This is a genomic window from Clostridiaceae bacterium HFYG-1003 (genome assembly GCA_024579835.1).
Lineage (GTDB): Bacteria > Bacillota > Clostridia > Clostridiales > Clostridiaceae > JG1575.
On record CP102060.1, the window covers coordinates 306,653 to 327,186 of the forward strand.

The following is a 20,534-nucleotide window of genomic DNA, read 5'->3' on the forward strand; positions in this document are numbered from 1 at the left end:
AACGACAAATCGCGCAATGAGGGATCATCAGATGATCCATGGGGAGGATACGAATTGAAGGACAGAAGGACAGAACAAGCAGGCAATCGGGAGGATCAGCTGATCATCGGGGGGCGGGAGTTTTCTTCCCGCTTCATCCTGGGATCGGGGAAATATTCCATGGAGCTGATCCGGGCGGCGGTGGAACATGCCGGGGCCGAAATCGTAACCCTGGCGCTGCGCCGGGCCAACACCTCGGGGGAGAGCATCCTGGATCATATTCCGGCAGGGGTGACGCTCTTGCCCAATACGTCGGGGGCACGCACCGCTGAGGAAGCGGTGCGGATTGCCCGTCTGGCCCGGGAAATGGGCTGCGGCGATTTTGTCAAAATTGAAGTAATCCGGGACAGTAAGTATCTGCTGCCGGATAATCAGGAAACCATCCGCGCTACGGAAATTCTGGCGAAGGAAGGATTCATCGTCATGCCCTATATGTATCCCGATCTGAATGTGGCCCGGGATCTGGCCAATGCCGGCGCAGCCTGCATCATGCCGCTGGCCGCGCCCATCGGTTCAAACAAGGGCCTGTGCACCCGGGAGTTTATTCAGCTCCTGGTGGATGAGATGGACCTGCCGGTCATTGTCGACGCCGGCATCGGCCGGCCCTCGCAGGCCTGTGAAGCCATGGAGATGGGCGTGGCGGCGATTATGGCGAATACCGCCATTGCCACTGCCGGAGATGTTGCCATGATGGCGGGTGCCTTCCGTCAGGCCATCGAGGCCGGTCGGCTGGCGTGCCGCTCCGGCCTGGGGCGGATCATCCGGCAGGGAGCGGCGGCTTCGTCACCCCTCACCGGTTTGCTGCAGGAGACGGGCAGATGATGAGAGGAATGGATCCCATGGCATATCTGCCGGACATGGAAGCAATCCCCGAGGACATCATGAACCGGGTGCTGACTTCCCGGGCGGCATACAATGAAGGCGCCTTCAGCGGGGCGGATGTGGAGCGGGCGCTTCAGTCCGACCGGCTCTCAGCGGATGGCTTTGCCGCCCTGCTGTCCCCGGCTGCCCGGCCGTATCTCGAGGAAATGGTCCGTCGGGCCACGGAAGAAACCCGCCGGCATTTCGGAAGCTCAGTGTATCTGTTTACTCCGCTCTACCTTTCCAATTACTGTGAGAATCATTGTGTCTACTGCGGGTTCAACTGCCGCAATCAGATTCGCCGGATGAAGCTGGATCCCCAGCGCATGGAAGAGGAACTTCGGGCCATCGCCGATACCGGCCTGGAAGAGATCCTGCTGCTGACCGGAGAGAGTCCGGCCGCTTCCGATGTGGAGTACATCGCGGCGGCCTGTGCCATGGCCCGCCGGCATTTCAAAATGGTAGGAGTTGAGGTTTATCCCATGGACAGTCGGGAGTATGCCCATCTTCATGAATCCGGCGCTGACTTTGTGACGGTGTTTCAGGAAACCTACGATCCGATCCGGTATGGGGAACTGCACCTGGCCGGGCGGAAACGGAGCTTTCCGTACCGGTTCCATGCCCAGGAACGGGCTTTGCGGGGAGGAATGCGCGGAGTTGCTTTCGGTGCGCTGCTGGGTCTGGCGGATTTTCGCAGAGATGCCTTCGCTACCGGGCTGCACGCTCACCTGATTCAGCGCAAATACCCTCATGCCGAGATCTCAATATCCTGTCCCCGGCTTTGTCCGGCCGGAACGGAAGAGCCAATCGATCCTCAGCTCATCGGTGAGGAGGAGCTGCTCCAGATCATGGCGGCTTACCGGCTGTTTCTGCCGTACGCCAATCTGACCATATCCACCCGGGAACGGGCGCAGTTCAGGGACCAGGTCATTGGCCGGATGGCTACAAAAATTTCGGCCGGAGTCAGTACCGGGATCGGGTCCCATGTCTCCGGGGAGGACACCGGCGATGAACAGTTCGAAATCTTCGATTCAAGAACCGTGGCGGAAGTAACGATCGCCATACAGAGCAGGGGACTGGAGGCGGTGCGGAATGAATATGTCTACCTTTAGCGGCCGTCGAATTGCGGTAACCAACCGCAGAATGTCCCGCCGGCCGTTCCTGGAACAGCTGGAAGTCATCGCCCGGACCATGCCGGACGCGATTCTGCTTCGGGAAATGGATCTGAGCTATGCAGAGTACATCACCATGGCCAAAGCGGTCCTGGCGCTTGCCCGGCGCCATGGCATCGAATGCATTCTGCGCAGTCGGCCCGCACTTGCCCGTCAGCTGGGCTGCGCTTCGATTCATCTGCCCTTTGACCATCTCCGGCACTTTCGGGACGAACTGGCTGATTTCCAACAAATCAGCGTATCCGTCCACTCGACAGAAGAGGCCAAGGCAGCCCAGCAAATGGGAGCCACCCGGCTGGTGGCGGGACACATATTTGCCACCGCCTGCAAGCAGGGTCTGTCTCCCAGAGGGATCGAGTTTCTGGAAGAAGTCTGCCGCAGTGTCAGCCTGCCCGTCTTCGCCATCGGCGGCATCAGCGCGGACAATGCTCATCTGGCCATTGCAGCCGGTGCAGCCGGTGTCTGCATGATGTCGGGCTACATGGAAATGGAGTGAGTGCCTGCACTCACTCCATTTCCATACCAGGCAACATTTCCATACCAGGTGATCAGGCAGAGACTCTCGGGTGACCGGGAGGGAGGGGGTCTCTGAAAAAGTTCTTTACTTCGAACGGTACCTGTTATAAAATGAAAGCAAATAAACAGGTACCTGTTACAAAAGAGGAGTGGATCATGTTGATCGATCAAAATAATGAAGAACAAATGCTGGGAGCGCTGGATCGGGTGATGCGGCTGCTGCGGCGGCGGCCGACGGAGCGTCCCCATGGCGGACGGGGAGTATTTCGGATGCTGCGGCTGATCGAGCTGCTGGATGGAATTTCCACAAGGGATCTGGCGGATCGGCTGGACGTTCGGCCGTCATCGCTGAATGAGAAACTGGCAGGGCTGGAAGCGAAGGGGCTGATTCAGCGAGACCGGGATGACAAGGATCAGCGGGTTTTTGTCGTGCGGCTGCTGCCCCGGGGAAGACAGCATCTGGAGCACCTGCGCCATGAGCGGACAGAACTGGCCGATCAGCTGGCCGGCATCCTGACCCCGGAGGAAACCGCGGAGCTGACCCATCTGGCGCAAAAACTGGCAGCTGGGTTGGAAGAACGGGAACATCAGGAGAGGGATTCGGATTCCGCATCGGAGAAAGGAGCGCCATGGACGTAAAGGGAATGGGTCGAGGGTCCCGCGGATTTCTGTCGGACGAGGAGAAGGCGAATCGCCCCAAGGTCAGCCGGGAACTGCTTCTGCGGATCTGGGGATATCTGCGCCCCTACTGGAAGCAGCTGAGTCTGGTGTTCGTCGCCATACTGGCAGCATCCGTTCTGCAGGTGTTCCCCGCCATCCTGACCGGACGAATTATTGACGAGGGGCTCATCGGCAGAAATCTGCCGGTAGTGGTTTCTCTGATTGGTATGTCTCTGGGCGTTACGCTGGGGGCCAATCTGATCGGAGTGCTGGAGAGCTATCTCAATGCCTGGATCTCACAGCACATCACCTTCGACATGCGCAACAGCATGTTCCGGCATCTCCAGGGCATGTCCCAGCAGTTTTTCACTACCAACCAGCAGGGTGACATCATCACCCGCATGACCAGCGATATTTCCGGTGTCCAGCTGATCATCACCAACACGCTGACCAGCATTCTTTCGAATTCCATCACCCTCACGGTGGCGCTGATTGCGATGTACCGTAAGAACTGGATTCTGGCGACGCTGGGACTGATTCTGGTTCCGCTGTTTACTCTGCCGACCAAGCGGGTGGGCAAGACCCGCTGGTCTCTGACGCGGGAAGCGCAGGTGCATAACGATGAGATCAACAGCATCCTGAATGAAACGCTGTCGGTCAGCGGCCAGATGCTGGTCAAGCTGTACGGCCGGGAGGATGCGGAGTACGGGCGCTATGAAGCTGCCAATCGGGCCATGATTGATTTGAACATCCGCGAACGGATGGCAGGCCGCTGGTTTCGGGTGGCGCTCACGACCTTCTCCAGCATCGGGCCGATGCTGATCTACCTGGTGGGGGGCGTGCTCATGATGCGCTATGACTCCAACCTGACCGTGGGCGACATTACCGTGCTGGTAGCTCTGCTGGGCCGAATGTATGCGCCGGTCAATGCCCTGATGAACATCCAGGTAGACTGGATCCGTTCCATGGCGCTGTTTACCAGAATTTTTGAGTATTTTGACCTGCCCCAGGACATCGCTTCCCCGCCGGACGCGGTAGTTCCCAAAGCGGCGGCAGGACGCGTCGACTTCGAACAGGTCTCCTTTGCCTATGATCCGGACCGCCCGATTCTCAAGGACATCAGCTTCTCACTGGATCCCGGCAGAAGCATTGCCATCGTCGGTCCCTCCGGATCGGGGAAGAGCACCATCATCAATCTGATTCCCCGGCTGTATGATGTCACCGGCGGCCGGGTGCGGCTGGACGGAATCGATGTCCGTCGGCTGGAGCTGGGTTTTCTGCGCCGGCAGATCGGCGTTGTGACCCAGGATACTTATCTGTTCAACGGCACCATCCGCGACAACCTGCTCTATGCCAGGCCGGAGGCGACGCAGGCGGAGCTGGATCGGGCCTGTGATCAGGCCAATATCCTGGATTTCATCCGGCGGCAGCCCCAGGGGTATGACACGCTGGTGGGCAACCGCGGCCTGAAGCTGTCCGGCGGCGAGAAGCAGCGGCTCTCCATTGCCCGGGTGCTCCTGAAGGATCCGGCGGTACTGATCTTTGACGAAGCCACCTCCGCGCTGGACTCCATCTCCGAAGCTACGATTCAGGAAGCCATTGATCCTTTGATTCAGTCGCGGACCAGCATCATCATTGCTCATCGCTTGTCCACCATTCTGGCGGCGGATGAAATCCTGGTCCTCAAGGACGGCCGCATTGTCGAACGGGGCATTCATACGGATCTGGTGACTCGGAACGGCATTTACCGCGAGCTCTACGAGACTCAGTTTCTGAAAGCGGCCGATGTGCCCAAGGCGACTCTCACCGGTGGTGAGAAATCCTCGGAAAACAGCCGGTTGCAGTAATTTTCTTCCCGTGGTATAAAAAAATTAAGAGATATCTTACAGTGTCAGACCGCCTGATGGAAATCAGTCCATCCCGCAGAAAGGAATGTCCCCAGTGACCGGACCATAACAAATGAAACGGAGGAATCAAGTATGAAGCAAGTCATCGTTTATTCCACCCCCACCTGACCGTGGTGCTACAGGGTAAAGGATTACCTGAACAGCAAGAATGTTGAGTTTGTCGAGAAGAATGTCTCCCTGGATCGGGAAGCCGCCATGGAGATGATCCATAAATCCCGTCAGCGCGGAGTTCCGGTGCTGGACATCGGTGGTGAAATCATCGTCGGGTTTGACATGGAGAGTATCAATCGGGCCCTGGAGATTTAATCTGCTGATTCGGACGAATCGTCGAAAACGGCCGGTTCGTCTGGAATCCATCCGCTTTGAATAACAAATCCTCCAGTATCAAGCCGGAGTAAGCCAAAGAACCAGACAGCCCTCCTGATGCCAGCATCAGGAGGGCTGTCTGGTTCTTTGCAATTCAGAATTCAGAATTCAGAATTTCAGAATTTCAGAATATAGAATTTCAGAATATAGAATTTCAGTAAATCGCAACTCAACCCTTCAGCAAATCCATCGATTAAACAACGATCAACCGGCAGGTCAGCAGCTCAGCAGCTCAGCAGCTCAGCAGCTCGTTGACTGCTGATCGCAACCTGGTTTCCAGAGATTGGGTGCTAGAGATAGGAATGAACCCAGAGCAGGACAGCTTCCTCCGGGCCGGGATTATGCCAGGCATGGGGGCGGCTCGAAGCAAAATGCAGGGAGTCCTGCGGACCGAGCTGCCAGGTAGTGGTCTCATCCAGGGTTACGCTGAGCTGACCGCAAAGCAGCAGCAGAAATTCGAAACCGGAGCGGTGAGCATGGGACCGGTTGTCGCCGCAGCCGGGGCTGACGGTAAAGCGGGCAGCCTGAAAAGGCGCTAAAGGGGATTCCAGCAGGGATTCGATTCCTACCCCGGAAAGTCCGGAGTTCAGAATCGCTCCCTCGCCCGCCCGAACCAGGGCGCTGCCCTTCGATTCATTCGGCCGGAAAAAGCGCAGCGGGCTCTCTCCGTAAAACCGGGCCAGGCGACTGAGGACGTCGAAGGAGGCATTGGTCTTGCCCTGTTCAATGCGGCTCAGGTACGAAGGGGAAATGTCGACGGATCTGGCCGCATCATCCAACGTCAGACCGGCCTGCTCCCGGTATTCTCTCAGGAGACGGGACTCCGGAGAGACCAGGGATGTTTCGGATGAAAGAGCAGTTTGTACAGAAGAATCAATTTCAGTCCGGTCCTTTCGTTCCTCCCGGTCTGAGGCAGCTTCAGCCTGCCCGGTTCGGCCCATCAGGCCGCGGATTGCATCCTGAGACAGACCGGCTTCCACGGAGTAGGCACGAATCCTCTGCAGGGCCTGTACATCGTTCCAGTCAAAGACCCGATAGTTATTGCCACGCCGTCTGGATTGAATGAGGCCGTTTTTTTCCCAGTTGCGCAACGTGGCTGGTGAGACCCCGACCAGTTCAGCTGCTTCCCGAATCGTAAAATAACCGCTTGTTTCTGAGCGGGCAGCGCTGCCGCTCTGCTTTGTGTCAGCAGGAGACGGTGCTGTCAGCTGATTATTTTTGTCAGTCAATTGCTTTCCCATCGGCTGTCCTTTCCGGCCATTCTGCCTGGCCGCTTTCCTGTGAAATCTGATCGAAGCGTGGAAAATCCTTGTTTACTAACATTATAATTCCATTGACAAGGTTATGCAATGGTGTTAGGATTTTGGTAAATAAATCCAGATGCCCTGATCCACCCAAGAATCAACGGAATTCCGGACCAGAGTACTTAAGTACCAATGAAGGAAGAATCAAGAACTAAGAACCAAGAACTAAGAACCAAGAACCAAGTATCAGGTATCAAGAACCAAGCAATCACAGAGAATGTCTGCCCTTGAGGGCACAAGGAGGAATCATGGTGCGTCAGTTTGAGGACGGTCTGGCGTTTGCCCGGGCCATGGATGAACAGGATCCGCTGCGTCGGTTCAAGGAACGCTTCTACATCCCTCAGGATGGGATCTACATGGATGGGAACTCCTGCGGTCTTTGTTCCAGAGACGCGGAAGAAACACTGCTCAGGGCACTGGATGACTGGAAAACCTACGGCATTGATGTCTGGTCTCATCCCGAGGCCAATTACTTCCTGTATCAGGACCGGCTGGCCAGTCTCATGGCGCCGCTCATCGGCGCGAAGGGCAGTGAGGTGACCATCTGTACCAACACTACCATCAACATCCACAAGGCTTTGGCTACGTTCTATCACCCCACGCCGGAACGGTTTCGGATCCTGCTGGATGACTTGAACTTCCCGACGGACAAATACGCGGTGGACAGCCAGGTCAAGCTTCATGGCCTGGATCCGGCGGATGCGGTCAAGGTCGTGCCCAGCCGGGACGGCAAGACACTCCATGAGGAGGATCTGATTGAAGCAATGACGGAGGATGTCTGTCTGATCCTGCTTCCCGCCGTACTCTACCGGAGCTCCTATCTGGTGGATATGAAGAAAATAGCGGATGCAGCCCGGGACCGCGGCATCATCTGCGGCTTTGACCTGAGCCATTCGATTGGCAGCGTACCCCACGATTTTGCTGCCATCGACTGCGATTTTGCCGTCTGGTGCAATTACAAGTATCTCAACGGCGGGCCGGGAGCCATTGCCGGACTCTACATCAACGAGAATCACTTCGACCGGGGACCGGGTCTGGCCGGCTGGCAGGGGAATCGCAAGGACACTCAGTTTGATCTGAATATGAACTTTGAACCGGCACATGACGCCGGGGCCTGGCAGACCGGTACCCAGCCGATCCTCAGCATGGCACCCATCGAGGGCAGCCTTCGGATGTTCGCTGAAGCCGGAATCGAACAGGTCCGGGCCAAGTCGCTGAATCTGACCGCTTACCTGATGTACCTCATCGACGAAAAGCTGAAGACCTGGGGTTTCTCCTACGGTAATCCGACGCAGGATGACCGCCGCGGCGGCCATGTCGCCCTCGAGCATGAGGACGCCATCCGCATCAACAAGGCGCTGAAGGACCGGGGCGTGATCCCGGATTTCCGCTATCCCAATGTGATCCGGCTGGCGCCGGTGGCCTTCTATGTTTCCTATGAAGATGTCTACCGTCTGGTTGATATCCTCATTGAAATCATGGAAAGCCGGGCTTACGAGCAGTATGACGGCCATCGCGGCACGGTTGCCTGATCGAATGGTGTCCGTATCGATCGTATGACAGACAATTTGTAACAAAAGACCGCAGTCCTTCGGCCCATTGATCTGGGGCAGGAGTCTGCGGTTGTTTATTAGGTTGGTTTTCATTTGGGACTTGATCGGGTCAAAGTTCTTCGTCAGGTCAGTGAAGTCCTCTTCTGGGGAAGCCAAAACCACGGACCGTCTGATATGATATGAATGGAAAAGGAACTGGAACTGAGAGCTTAACGATGGGAGTGAGGCGGATGGAAGTTTTGAAAATGGAAGGCGGTAATCTGGATGATCTGGCATTGCTGGCGGCCGGATTTCGCACGGATATGTATGCATTCCAGGGAATCATTAACATCCTGGATGCCGATGCAGGCAAGCGGGAACTGCAGGAGGCGGTCGAAGCCGGACACCGGATCTATGGGGCTCGTCAGGGAGTTGAGTACGTCGGTCTGATGATCTGCCGGGTGGTGGAACCCACCGTCTGGGTGGAAGCCTTGTTTGTCCGGGAGGATGCCCGGCGGCAGGGGACGGCATCCGCTCTCTTTGCCCAGGCGGAAGCACTGGCCCGGTCGTTTGGAGAAGACATGGTCTATGTTCAGGTTCATCCCACCAATCAGACGATGCTCCGCTTTCTCCAAAGCAGGGGATACAGCGTGCTGAATCTTCTGGAACTGCGCAAAGCCGTCCCGACCGAAAAAAACTGGCAGGGTTATCGGTTAGACCGAATCAAACTCCGGTCGCCGCAGCCTATATCAGCTCGCCGTCTGGCAGAAGCCATCAGCGGAAAGCCGATCCCGAAAAAGAAGAAGCGAAAAAAGAAGGCCCGACAAGCTGAGGCGTCTTTCCGTGATGACGGAGAATTCTGGGAAAGCAGCGATCAATTCTTTATGATTGCCGGATACCATGACAACGGCACCCCTTACGGCCTCACCTGGGAGGAAGCTCTGGACGAAGGACTTCTGACCGAGGCGGAAATAGAATCGAGGAAAGATTGTGTTAGCGGCTATGATAAATCCGGTAGCCCGGCTTTGCCTTATCTCGAGGCGGATGATCTGCCGTTTTAAGCAATGAATCGGCAAGGTGAATACATCAGTCGGCCGGGGCGGGCATCGCTTAACTGATGCAGAGTGGCTTTGCTCCAAACAGAATACCAGGGTCCCAGACAAATTGCTTGGGCATTCCCGGACAGAATGTGGCAGCTGTTACCTGCTGGGGTGCTCTGAAGAATGGTTTTAAAAACATAGGTACTTGAAAGTATGCTTGACTGAACTGAAAATTTATCGGAGGAAGCTTGAACTGAAGAGTGATAGTGAGTAAACTTACACTATTAAGACGTCTTAGGGAGCATAATATGACAAAAGCAGATTTTGTGGAATTCATGGATGGAAAACTGAAACTGGTCCGAACCGAATATGGACTGACTCAGGATAAAATGGCTGTTGTGCTGGGGATTTCGAAAAAGACGCTGGTCGAAATTGAAAAAAACCGGAAAAGTCTGGGCTGGACTGGAGCGGTGGCGCTGGCGAGCATTTTCTCCGGCAGTATTGTGCTGCAGGATGCCACCGGCGGCGACCTGGATGACATCATCATTGCGATTGCGTTCCGGGACATAACGGTGGATTACCCCAAGACCTGGGGCGGAAAAGTCTGGTGGAAGAGCCTGAATGATGAGCATGGCTATCGGCTGCAGCAGAATCTGTTCTCCCGCCATTTCCGGATTCTGGATCCCGACGATCGCCGGATCTTCTCCACCTTTAATCCGGAGGAGGCGCAGGAACGCTTGACTGAGCTCCTGCAGGAGCTTCCAAAGGAAAAGTAAGGTTCGGACTAAATTTCGAAGCACCCTGAGCCACCCGCTCTTGTTCGGAGCGGGTGGCTTGTCACTGAGCAGTCGATTTCAGCTTCAGATCGAACGACTGGAAGCAAACCGTTTGTGCCCCGAGCCGGATCAGGCTGTGCGTGGGTCAGGCGGAACATCAAGGACAGGAAGCATCCGGTCGAAGGATCGGCTGACTGTCCGTCGACAGAAAAATAAAGGAGAAAGCCGGCCCGGCCGGCAGCATCAGGCATGAAACAATCAATCACCCGTGATTTCTTGAAATATGCTGCCACCAACATGGCGGCGATGGTCGGAGTCTCGGTTTATATTCTGGCGGATACCTTCTTTATCGCCAAAGCGCTGGGAGCAGTGGGGCTGACTGCCCTGAACTTCGCCATTGTGGTCTATTCAGTTATTCAGGGCATTGGTCTGATGCTGGGAACAGGGGGAGCCATTGATTTTGCCGTAGATCAGTCCCGGGGCGGACAGCGGGATGACCGGGCGTTCCGTCATACCCTGATTCTGGGGGCGGCCTTCGCGATGGTGTTTGTGGCGGCGGGTGCCTGGCTGCCCGCTTCGATCTCCCGATTTCTCGGGGCGGATGCCATTACCCTGGCGCCAACCAGAACCTATATTGCCACCATTCTCTGGTTTTCACCGGTGTTTCTGGCGAACAATATCCTGCTGGGCTTCGTGCGCAATGACGGAGAGCCGGGTCTGGCCATGCGGGCTATGCTGATCAGCAGCCTGTCCAACATCGTCCTGGACTATGTGTTTATGTTTCCCCTGGGCATGGGGATGTTCGGCGCTGCCTTTGCCACCGGACTGTCGCCTCTGATCAGCCTGGCCATCCTGGCTCTTCACTTCCGGGGCCATCACAGCCGCTTTGGCTGGAGCCGCGGACCGGTTGATTCCCTCCGCTTCCGCCAGGTGCTGACTCTGGGCATCCCGGCGCTGATCACAGAATGGGCCGCCGCCGTCACCCTGTTTACCTTCAATCTGGTTATCTTGAAGCTGGCAGGAAACCTGGGCGTTGCTGCCTATGGAATTGTCGCCAATGTTGCCATCATTGCCACCGCACTGTTTACCGGACTGGCGCAGGGAATCCAGCCCCTGGCCAGCCTGTATTTTGGCCGGAAGGATAATGCTGGCCTGCGCCATCTGCGACGACTGGGAGCCATGGTCGCTTTCATCCTGGCCGTCCTGGTCCTGGGCAGCGTCCTGCTCTGGGCACCCCAGATCAGCGCCGTATTCAATGAAGCCGGAGATCCTGAACTGGCCCGGATGGCCAATCAGGGCATGAAGATCTACTTCGTCGGCTTTCTGGCCGGCGGAATCAATATTCTCCTCATCTCCTATCTCAGCGCTACGCTGAAAACACTTCCCGCCATCGGGATTTCCCTGCTGCGCAGCAGCATCCTGCTGATTCCGCTGGTCCTCCTGCTGAGCCGTCTGCTGGGTCTGCCCGGTGTCTGGCTGTCCTTCCCCGCCACTGAAACTATGGTGCTGCTCCTGAGCTGGTTTTTGGCGTGGCGCAGCCAGCTCCCGGCAGTCAGCCCATCCCGGGAATGAGCAGCCGGAGGGCCTGACGGCAATATGAACGAACAAGGTTGAGCTGCCCCCGCTGGTCAGAGCTTTGGTGATTCAGACAGATGGATGATGCCAGCTGCCATCGTGAGTGGAAGGCATTCAGATAAAGCAGTAAAATGAGGATGGACCGGGACCTCAGCCACGAGGTTCAGTTCAGGCAGGAAAGGGATGCATTGCGACATTTCCGACGAATCGCAGGAGGCAGGAGAACAGAGTATGGCAGAACGTCAGCAGTATCTTTATGTGCTTCGACCCGTTGAACGTCTTCTGGTGGCGGAGCATTGGACCGAGAAAGAGGCAGCCATTACCAGGCGTCATTTTGCCCGTCTGGAACGGATGCTGGCAGAGGGGCGGTTGATTCTGGCCGGGAAGACAGGGGGTCTGGATGAAACGACGTTTGGGATTGTAGTTTTTGAAGCCGATTCTCCGGAGGAAGCCAGGGAAATCATGGCCAGCGATCCCGGGGTCGCGGAAGGGATTATGACAGCAGAGCTTTTCCCCTATCGGGTCGCGCTGTCCCGGTCCTGAGACCGGATCAGATCTGTTTTGCAGGAGACCAGCCTGAGATGATGACCCCCGCTCCGGATGAAGCGAAGCAGTGAGGTCAGCGGCCAGGACAGACCATGGCGGAATGGCGGATCAATCAAGGGCATTTGAATACGGGAATCAACAGACGGGTGCCGCAACGTTCCCGTCTGTTTTGACGTGCCCGGCTCCAGCCGGGCAGGAGGCTTGCAGAAAGCAAGGGAAAGAATTACCTTGCCATCGTGGGGATGGATGACCCGGAAACCGGGGAACGCTGAGGCGATTACTGAGGAAAACGGGTTCTGCCCGACCGTCAGTTGGGGACTGCGCAGAGCCGGCAGGATGACACAATGTCCGGGAATCCGGAAAACCTGTTTCGGCAGTTTTTTTGCTGCGGTGAGAAGGATTCAACAACGCAGGCAGAGCCGAGGGAACAGTGAGCAAATGATGTGATTCTCAAACCGGAATGACCGGAAAGGAAAATGGTATAATAGTAAGCGTGCCCATAACGGGCCAAGCATGAATCAAAGGGGAAAACAACTTGAAGCATAAAGATGTTCTTGAATTGAAAAAACGCCTGAAGAAGGATCACTGCACCATCAGCCAGGTCAGCGGCTGCTATGTCAACAGTGAGAAGCAGATTGTCGCCACCTATCGTGAAACCTTTCTGAACCTGGAGGAATCCGAGTTCTTTAAATACCTGGAAATTGCCAAGAAGATCCTTTCCGGCACCTGGGGCAACCATCTGCTGGAACTGGGATTTCAAAGAGAAGAGATCGGAGCCGAGGGCCGGCAGGCCATGCTGGTGGATCTGAAGCGGAGCCGTCTGAAGGATGACGAGCTCATCCAGGCATTCTATCGTCAGATCATCGACACGTACCAGACCGAGGGTAATTTTCTGATCCTGCTGTTCTCCGATGCCTATGACGTCATGAAGCGAACCAGGGACAATCTCAAGCTGGATGAGTCGGAGGAAACCTTTGAATACATTCTGTGCGCCGTTTGTCCGGTCACTTTGTCGGATCCGGGTCTCCATTACGAAGCCGGAGAACAAAGAATGCGAGCGCTGGGACGGGACTGGGTTGTTTCCGCTCCCGCCCAGGGATTCCTCTTTCCCGCCTTTTCCGAGCACAGCGGGGACGTCAACAGCCTGCTGTACTATACGAAAAACCCGCGGGAACCCCATCCTGAACTGATGGAGACCGTCCTGGGCTGCGAAGGCGTCATGACCACCGCTCTGCAGCGTGAATCCCTGCAGACTCTGCTTCAGGAAGCGGTCGGCTACGAGGAAGAGAAAGCCGAGAACCTGTTCCTCGATCTGCAGGAAGAGCTCCACAGCATCGTGGCGGAGCAGGAAAACCAGTCGGAGTCGGATCCGGAACCCGTTGTCCTGACCAGTATTCAGATTCAGGATATTCTGGCAGACAAGGCTCCGGTGGAAGTCCTGCAGAAGATTGAGGAAGTGTACGAGGAATATTTCCAGAGCGATCTGCCCCTGGCTGATCGGATGCTGGATCCCAAAGCCCTCAAAACTGCAGAAAAGCGCAAGAAGGAGCAGGCTCTGGAAAAACAGGTGGAAAATCTTAAGCAGATGCTGCGTGACAGCGCTCAGGATCCGACACTGCCCTTGACCATGGAGCAGACGGAGGGCATCGATGTCCAGCTGCAGGTGCGGCCGGAAAAAGTGGCTCAGATCAAAGCCCAGTACATCGACGGCCAGAAATGCATCATCATTCCGCTGGAAGAAGACGAAGAGGCCATCATCAATGGCCAGTCGGGAATTCTGTAACGAAGTCCAAGGAATGGGTTCTCCGCTGTTCCCTCGTTGCGTGAGGGCCTGATCGGGATTATACTCAAGGCAAGGAAGGGAAGATCTGTACCCTCAGCATCCATGCCTGATCAATGAGCTGATGCCAGCCGACCCGTCCGGGTCGGCTTTTTTGAGAGGAGGAACGCCATGCATCCGTTTTATGGACCAAGCAGCATGATGATCGGAGACGTTGATTTCTGGTGGGTCGGGCTGGTATCCATGGCCCTGTATCTGCTGTTCTGGGCAGGCGCCATCGTGCTGGCCGTGCGTTTGCTCCGAAAGATCGGTCTGGGGCGATGGCTGCCCAAACCGGATGATGCCATGGCGATCCTGCGGGAGCGCTACGCCCGGGGGGAAATCGATCAGGCGGAATTCCGCGAGAAAGCGGCGGATCTGGCTGACACTGCCCCAACGGACAAACCCTGAGGAGGGGATATTCATGAAAGGGCGGGATCTGATGTATCTGATTCGCTTTGGACTGACAACCGTATTGCTTCACCGCCAGGATCCGCTGGTGGGATCCCTCATCCTGACAGACCGCTGCAACTTGGCCTGCCGGCACTGTGCCGTGGCCAACAAAGCCCGCGTAATTTACCCCTATTCCAGCGTAAGGCGTGACATGGAGCACCTGTACCGGCAGGGGGTTCGAATCCTGCTGTTTTACGGCGGTGAACCCTTTCTCTGGGAGGATTCGGACCGAACGCTGCGGGATCTGGTAAGCGAAGCCAAGGCCATGGGATTTATCCTGGTCCAGGTTGTGACCAACGGAACATTCCCTCTGGACTTGCCCGAAGCGGATCTGATCCTGGTCAGTCTGGACGGAAACCGGCGCCATCACAATGAAATCCGGGGCGATACCTATGACCGGATTCTAAATCATATCGCAGCCGCGCCGAACCGAAATATCTGCCTCTATATGGCGGTCAACAACATCAACTGGCAGGACATCGAGGAAGTCAGCCGGCTTGCCCAACGGCTGACCAAGGTGAAGGCCGTCGCGTTCAATTTTCACACACCTTATCCAGGGGTAGAATCATTGCAGCTGTCAGGGGAAGAGGCCCGGTCAGCCGTTCAGGCCATCACGGCAATGAAGCAGGACGGCCTGCCCATTCTGAATCTGGTCCGGGCATTGCCCAGGCTCATCGAGCACAGATTTCAAGCGCCATGCCGGCAGTGCGTGGTGATGGAGAACGGAGCAGGCTGGACCTGCGGCCGCTGCATTGAGATTCCAGGTTTGTGCGAACAATGCGGCTTTGCCTTCGCCGCGGAGCTGTCCCTGGTATTTCAGGGGAATCTACCCGTAGTCGGAGAGTTTTTGAGGACATATCTCAGACAGTTCTGACCGGTCAGTCGTCTGCTTATTTGTCGCAAGATCCATTTAAGGGAGGGAGTTTACCATGCTGACCACATTGCTTCGCCTTGGCCTGACACGGTCCATGGCTCCGTTTGAGTTCAGAAACCGGATGGATCAGCCGCTGCCCTTTGAGGATCTGGAGGAATTCGGGCTTTATGTCCATATTCCGTTTTGCCGGACGCTGTGCAGTTTTTGTCCCTACTGCAAGGAGATCTATGATCCGCAGCGGGCCGGGCAGTATAAGGAGAGCCTGCTGGCGGAAATTGAGCTGGCGGCGGGTCATCTCCGGGAAAGACGGCCGGTGACCAGCCTCTACTTCGGGGGTGGGACGCCTGCCCTGATGGGGGATGATCTGGCCGAGATCATTGCTGCCCTGGAGCGGTATTTTGAAATCCGGGGGGGCATCGGAGTGGAGCTCCATCCGTCAGATCTGACCGCGGAGACGCTGACAAAATTGAAATCGGCCGGGGTGACTATGGCAAGCCTGGGCATTCAGTCCTTCGAGAGGGAATGTCTGGAAAAGCTGGGCCGCTCCTGGGAACCCTTTGCCGACAAGGTGCGCCTGGTTCATTCCGCCGGATTTGACGTCATCGATGTGGATCTGATCTTCGCGATTCCGGGCCAGACGGAGGAATCCCTGACCCGGGATATTCAGACCGCCTTTGCCAATGGCGCTACCCAAGTGTCGACCTATCCATTCATCGATTTTACCTTTGCCCATAACACCTGGCATCCTATGTCGGACAAGGATAAGCTGCGTCTGCTGAAGCACCTGGCCAAAACCTGCAAGGATCAGGGACTGGTGCGGACCTCCGTCTGGACCTTTGCCAAGCCGGGCACTTCCCAGTATTCTTCCGTGACCCGGGAAGCTTTTCTAGGATTCGGCCTGTCGGCCACGAGTCTGCTGCGAAACCAGTTCAAAATCAATACCCATTCCCTGGACGGGTATGTTGAGCGAATCTCCCAGGGCAGGCTGGCGACCTCCCTGACCCTGGATTTTACGTCCAGGCAGCGGGCAGCCTATTTCCTGTTCTGGAGCTGCTATGGCCTGCTCATCGATCCGGCGCGCTTTCAGCAGGTGATCGGCCAGCCCCTGGCCAAAATGTACGGGCGGGAAATATGGCTGGCGCAAAAACTGGGAATTCTCAGACAGGAGGGAACCCGGTATCGTCTGACGGATCGGGGCATGCTGCTGTATCATCAGGTGGAGCAGATCTATACCACGGCCTATATCGACCGGATGTGGAATATTTCCAGAATTCAGGCATTTCCGCAGTCCATCCGCCTCAGGTAAGCTGAGAGTTCTGAATCAGAGCACAAAGGGCGGTATGATCCAGTCAGTATTGTAGTTTTCTCGAGATGGAAATCTTTCTTATTATGACAACGAACTATGGTATATTTATTCCGGTAGCAGGCAGGGGATTCTTCTGCTAAATTAATAGTTAGAAAAAGCCCTTCATCCGGTGGCCGTTCGAGGACATACGGAGAGGAGCTTTCTGAAAGAAAGGGAGGAAGTTATTTTGAATCTGGCACTGTACCTTGTGACCGCATTGCTCCTGGTCCTGTCGTGGACCCGGGATCGGAAAAAGACCCGCATGGCGATCAAAAAAGCCTGGAAATCCTTTGAAAACATTCTGCCGGAATTTCTGGTGGTCATTTTGATGGTTGGAATCCTGCTGGCACTGGCCGATCCAGCCCTGATCTCGAAGGTGATCGGAAGTGAATCCGGCTGGTCCGGAGTGATACTGGCAGCCCTGGTGGGAGCCGTTACCCTGATTCCTGGATTTGTCGCTTTCCCCATGGCAGCGCTGCTGCTGAAAGGCGGAGCCGGCCCCATGCAGATCGGCGCCTTCGTCTCGACCCTGATGATGGTGGGTGTCGTGACCATGCCGGTAGAAATGAAGTACTTCGGGAAAAAGCTGACCCTGTACCGCAACGGCATCGCGTTTGCCTTCTCCTTTGTGGTAGCCTGGGTCATTGGAATGGTGGTGAGATAATGCAGAAAGAGAAAATGACAGGTCGCGGACCGAAGTCCCTGCTCCGGCGGTATCGGGCCTTTCTCATTGCGGCGGCAGCTCTTGGCCTGCTCACCCTGGTCAACCGGGAACTGGGTACAAAAGCCATCGACGTGACCGGCTATACCCTCAAGGAAATGCTGCTAGTCATCCCGCCGATCTTTGTTCTCCTGGGACTCCTCGATGTCTGGGTCCCCCGGGAAACCATGGTTCGGTTTATGGGCGAAGGATCCGGACTGGTGGGCATTCTCCTGGCCATCTTCATCGGATCGGCTGCGGCCGGCCCCCTGTACGGCGCCTTTCCCGTTGCGGCCGTGTTCATGAAGAAGGGCGTGAAGTTCTCCAACATCCTGATCTTCATCGGGGCGTGGTCTACCACGAAAATCCCCATGCTGCTGTTTGAAATGGCTGCTTTGGGGAATCGCTTTGCCCTGACCCGACTGGCCGTGGATATTCCCGGCATCATCCTCATTGCCTGGATTCTCAGCCGTCTGATCAGTAAGGCCGAGGTAGAGGAAATATACCGGAAGGCAGAGCAGTTTGACCAGTAGGGCAGGCTTGCCCCGGTTCAGGGCTTAGCTCAAGGAAGCATGGTCAGCCTTTGCTAAGTCATCTATTTAGTCATCCCGCAACATACCCATAATGACCCCTAACAACCCCTAACGTACTTAATAAGAACCAGTCACGCACCTTCCACGTAATCATAACTCATTCCTACAGTGGGAGAAGAGCAGCAGCAGGCCGGTAAAAAAGAAACCCACCCGATCAATGAACAAACCTGGCAGACGGTCTGAGCCGCTTCTGCCAGGTTTGTTCATTGATCGGGACAATCCGTTTAAATTTCAGGTGTAATCAGTCGACGATGACATAGTGGCCAGCGTAGGGCTCAACCCGGCCGATGACGGCATACGCCACAGGAGAGGCCTGCAGGTTTTCAAGAAGTGCGGGTACGTCTCGTCCGCTCAGACTGATGGAGAGATCACCGGAGGTCTGGGGATCATACAGCAGATCGGACAGGATGGGGTCAATGTTTTCCGACCGATGGATCCGATCCCGGAAAAGACGGCTTTCACGACTTTCCAGACTGTCAAAAATGGGTTTACCCGTTCATCGTGTGGAGTCTGTCGCCGACGCGGCTCCACATGCGCTGTGTGATATGAAATCATTTTTCCGTTCGCCACGTTTTTACTCGAGTTTACCGGTCGTTGATTTTTATGCCCAATTCCTCTGCGATTTCTTTCACTCGGGCCTTTTGCGCATCGGTTAACTCCTCAAACTTTACTTTTTCCATATCGCCCGGGTGAATCGTGTAACGTTCCATCCGTTCCGAGGCTATTTTATCCATAGAATCTCCTTAATTTTCTGTTGTTTCCGAGAAGAGTTCTCAAAACATGTTTTCGGCCTAATGAATCGATTATACGATCCGGAAACAATACCCTTATCCCGTGCTGTAATGTGAATTCATTTTCGGGCCGGTAATAGCTACATGGTGCAGCGTGTTCTTCAGCTCCGAAACCGGTTCGTCTCCCATGGCTCAGACTTTGCGCAGCGACTTGCCTGGTATTCAGCCCTGCCGTTTTCCAGGCTGATGGGAAGGAGTCTCCGATTTGGATCGGCCTGGCGGGTCGGTGTGGCGGGAGGTTGTATGACTTCAGTGTATCAGGAATCGATCCGGTAAGGTATAATCAGAAAAAGAAAAAGGGGGAGATGAATGGATGATTTTAAAGCAAGACACGCCGCTGGACATTGTGGAACAGTATCCGCAGACGGATCCGGTATTTCGCGCCTATGACGAACAGATCGGACAGTGTCTGTTATGTCACTGTTTGTTTGATTCCCTTGAGACCATTGCCCGGCGGTATGACATCGACCTGGCGGAAATGATCCAGCAGCTGGAGAGAGCGGCCGGAGAAAACGGAGGATCGAATGATTCAATATTCTCCGGATGAAACTTCATTCTGAATTAATATTTACCAGTCAGAACCACGCCTGCAGAGATCAGTTAATCTCACCGGACGTGGTTTTTATCTTCGTGGACAGATCCTTATGGAAACCGGCAGCGGCCCTGAACGAACTCAGTATAGTGACTGGAGAAGCAAGCTGTCGTTTGTTTCCTGGCATTCCATCAAATTGTGCACTCTCCGTTATTGACATATGCCATTAACGGAGTATTATAAAACTATAAATAGCATATGCCGAAAACTTGATCGATCCATTAGACTCGAAGAAAAGCTATGATCAACAGTCGATTTGGAAGGGAATGGGAAACGGGAAGAACGGGAGGTGATTGAATGCCAAGACCAAGAAAGTGGCGGAAAGTGTGCTGTCTGCCTGAAATGGAGCTGTTCGGGCCGCTAAGCGGAACGAATGACTCCAAGCGGGATATTTCTATGACAGTCGATGAATATGAGACGATTCGCCTGATTGATCTGGAAGGACTGACTCAGGAAGAATGCGCCGAACGGATGCAGGTTGCCCGAGCCACGGTTCAGTCAATCTACAAGGAAGCCAGGGGAAAAATCGCTCAGGCACTGGTATACGGCGACCGTCTGCGGATTGGAGGCGGTGATTACCAGTTGTACAATGACAAGGAACGGCGCATGGGATGCCATCAGTGCCGCAGAGGCCTGTATGGCCGATGCTTCCAAAGTGGCTTAGAAAATGACCCGGATGATGGGTCGGAACATGAGGAGAATAATCGATGAAAATAGCAATACCAGCCGATGAACAAAAAATGGAAGGAAATGTCTGCATTTCCTTTGGCCGGACCCCGTACTATCTGATCTTTGACACCGAAGCCGGGACGGGTACCTTTATGGTCAACGAGGCAGCCCAAAGCCAGGGCGGAGCCGGAATCAAGGCTGCTCAGGCCGTTGTGGATTCAGGAGCCCAGGTACTTTTGACGCCCCGGTGCGGCGAAAACGCAGCCAAGGTTCTGAATGGGGCAAATGTCCGGATTCATCGCAGCATCGAAGGCAGCCTGACCGAAAATATTGAAGCATTCAAGGCCGGGCAGCTTCCGCTTCTGGAAGAGATTCATCCCGGATATCATGGACACTAAGAGTCA

22 protein-coding genes are annotated in these 20,534 nt (G+C 55.4%); 20 read left to right on the plus strand and 2 right to left on the minus strand.

Annotation, left to right across the window (positions count from 1 at the left end; translation table 11 throughout):
* Positions 1-54 precede the first annotated feature (54 nt).
* The 6 genes from NQU17_01355 to NQU17_01380 all read left to right on the plus strand — a co-directional run bounded on the left by NQU17_01355 (position 55) and on the right by NQU17_01380 (position 5,461).
* On the plus strand, positions 55-861 hold the full coding sequence (locus tag NQU17_01355; GenBank protein UUM12229.1) for a thiazole synthase: 807 nt from the start codon (positions 55-57) through the stop codon (positions 859-861).
* Positions 858-2,012, plus strand: coding sequence for a 2-iminoacetate synthase ThiH (gene thiH, locus NQU17_01360; protein UUM12230.1), 1,155 nt, complete (start codon positions 858-860; stop codon positions 2,010-2,012). Before NQU17_01355 ends, thiH begins: the two co-directional genes overlap by 4 nt.
* Positions 1,993-2,568: a thiamine phosphate synthase gene (locus NQU17_01365; protein ID UUM12231.1), complete on the plus strand. Its 576-nt coding sequence runs from the start codon at positions 1,993-1,995 to the stop codon at positions 2,566-2,568. Before thiH ends, NQU17_01365 begins: the two co-directional genes overlap by 20 nt.
* A gap of 176 nt (positions 2,569-2,744) precedes the next feature.
* Positions 2,745-3,227 (plus strand): MarR family transcriptional regulator, encoded by a 483-nt coding sequence (locus NQU17_01370; GenBank protein UUM12232.1) that lies wholly within the window; start codon positions 2,745-2,747, stop codon positions 3,225-3,227.
* Positions 3,218-5,095 (plus strand): ABC transporter ATP-binding protein/permease, encoded by a 1,878-nt coding sequence (locus NQU17_01375; protein UUM12233.1) that lies wholly within the window; start codon positions 3,218-3,220, stop codon positions 5,093-5,095. The genes NQU17_01370 and NQU17_01375 overlap by 10 nt, the downstream gene beginning before the upstream one ends.
* Positions 5,096-5,227: 132 nt before the next feature.
* Positions 5,228-5,461, plus strand: coding sequence for a glutathione S-transferase N-terminal domain-containing protein (locus tag NQU17_01380; GenBank protein UUM12234.1), 234 nt, complete (start codon positions 5,228-5,230; stop codon positions 5,459-5,461).
* Positions 5,462-5,811: 350 nt separating this feature from the next.
* Here NQU17_01380 and NQU17_01385 read toward each other — a convergent pair whose 3' ends face one another.
* On the minus strand, positions 5,812-6,750 hold the full coding sequence (locus NQU17_01385) for a helix-turn-helix domain-containing protein (protein ID UUM12235.1): 939 nt from the start codon (positions 6,748-6,750) through the stop codon (positions 5,812-5,814).
* A gap of 323 nt (positions 6,751-7,073) precedes the next feature.
* Between NQU17_01385 and kynU the strand changes: the two genes are divergently transcribed.
* The 11 genes from kynU to NQU17_01440 all read left to right on the plus strand — a co-directional run bounded on the left by kynU (position 7,074) and on the right by NQU17_01440 (position 18,018).
* A complete protein-coding gene (gene kynU / locus NQU17_01390; GenBank protein ID UUM12236.1) occupies positions 7,074-8,357 on the plus strand; it encodes a kynureninase in 1,284 nt (427 codons plus the stop codon).
* 251 nt (positions 8,358-8,608) lie between these two features.
* Positions 8,609-9,418 carry a GNAT family N-acetyltransferase gene (locus NQU17_01395; GenBank protein UUM12237.1) on the plus strand — a complete coding sequence of 270 codons (810 nt, stop codon included), beginning with the start codon at positions 8,609-8,611 and terminating at the stop codon, positions 9,416-9,418.
* A gap of 287 nt (positions 9,419-9,705) precedes the next feature.
* The gene (locus tag NQU17_01400; protein UUM12238.1) at positions 9,706-10,173 is read left to right on the plus strand and encodes a helix-turn-helix domain-containing protein; all 468 of its coding nucleotides are present in this window, start codon (positions 9,706-9,708) and stop codon (positions 10,171-10,173) included.
* 249 nt (positions 10,174-10,422) lie between these two features.
* A complete protein-coding gene (locus NQU17_01405) occupies positions 10,423-11,745 on the plus strand; it encodes an MATE family efflux transporter (protein ID UUM12239.1) in 1,323 nt (440 codons plus the stop codon).
* Between the two features lie 234 nt (positions 11,746-11,979).
* A complete protein-coding gene (locus tag NQU17_01410; GenBank protein ID UUM12240.1) occupies positions 11,980-12,291 on the plus strand; it encodes a YciI family protein in 312 nt (103 codons plus the stop codon).
* A 538-nt stretch (positions 12,292-12,829) separates the two neighbouring features.
* Entirely contained in the window at positions 12,830-14,077 is a 1,248-nt protein-coding gene (locus NQU17_01415; GenBank protein ID UUM12241.1) for a DUF4317 domain-containing protein, read from the plus strand.
* A gap of 168 nt (positions 14,078-14,245) precedes the next feature.
* Positions 14,246-14,524 (plus strand): SHOCT domain-containing protein, encoded by a 279-nt coding sequence (locus NQU17_01420; protein UUM12242.1) that lies wholly within the window; start codon positions 14,246-14,248, stop codon positions 14,522-14,524.
* A gap of 13 nt (positions 14,525-14,537) precedes the next feature.
* The gene (locus NQU17_01425; protein UUM12243.1) at positions 14,538-15,440 is read left to right on the plus strand and encodes a radical SAM protein; all 903 of its coding nucleotides are present in this window, start codon (positions 14,538-14,540) and stop codon (positions 15,438-15,440) included.
* Positions 15,441-15,495: 55 nt separating this feature from the next.
* Positions 15,496-16,746 carry a radical SAM protein gene (locus tag NQU17_01430; protein UUM12244.1) on the plus strand — a complete coding sequence of 417 codons (1,251 nt, stop codon included), beginning with the start codon at positions 15,496-15,498 and terminating at the stop codon, positions 16,744-16,746.
* A gap of 223 nt (positions 16,747-16,969) precedes the next feature.
* Positions 16,970-17,449, plus strand: coding sequence for a permease (locus NQU17_01435; GenBank protein ID UUM13443.1), 480 nt, complete (start codon positions 16,970-16,972; stop codon positions 17,447-17,449).
* Positions 17,449-18,018, plus strand: a complete 570-nt coding sequence (locus NQU17_01440; protein ID UUM12245.1) for a permease — start codon at positions 17,449-17,451, stop codon at positions 18,016-18,018. Before NQU17_01435 ends, NQU17_01440 begins: the two co-directional genes overlap by 1 nt.
* Before the next feature lie 644 nt (positions 18,019-18,662).
* Here NQU17_01440 and NQU17_01445 read toward each other — a convergent pair.
* Positions 18,663-18,812, minus strand: a complete 150-nt coding sequence (locus tag NQU17_01445) for a hypothetical protein (protein ID UUM12246.1) — start codon at positions 18,810-18,812, stop codon at positions 18,663-18,665.
* A gap of 370 nt (positions 18,813-19,182) precedes the next feature.
* On the opposite strand from NQU17_01445, the gene NQU17_01450 reads away from it, so the two are divergent.
* From NQU17_01450 to NQU17_01460, 3 genes are all read left to right on the plus strand, one after another.
* Positions 19,183-19,416 (plus strand): hypothetical protein, encoded by a 234-nt coding sequence (locus NQU17_01450; protein UUM12247.1) that lies wholly within the window; start codon positions 19,183-19,185, stop codon positions 19,414-19,416.
* A gap of 342 nt (positions 19,417-19,758) precedes the next feature.
* Positions 19,759-20,172, plus strand: a complete 414-nt coding sequence (locus NQU17_01455; protein ID UUM12248.1) for a DUF134 domain-containing protein — start codon at positions 19,759-19,761, stop codon at positions 20,170-20,172.
* Positions 20,169-20,528: a NifB/NifX family molybdenum-iron cluster-binding protein gene (locus NQU17_01460; protein ID UUM12249.1), complete on the plus strand. Its 360-nt coding sequence runs from the start codon at positions 20,169-20,171 to the stop codon at positions 20,526-20,528. Before NQU17_01455 ends, NQU17_01460 begins: the two co-directional genes overlap by 4 nt.
* The last annotated feature ends 6 nt before the right edge of the window (positions 20,529-20,534 follow it).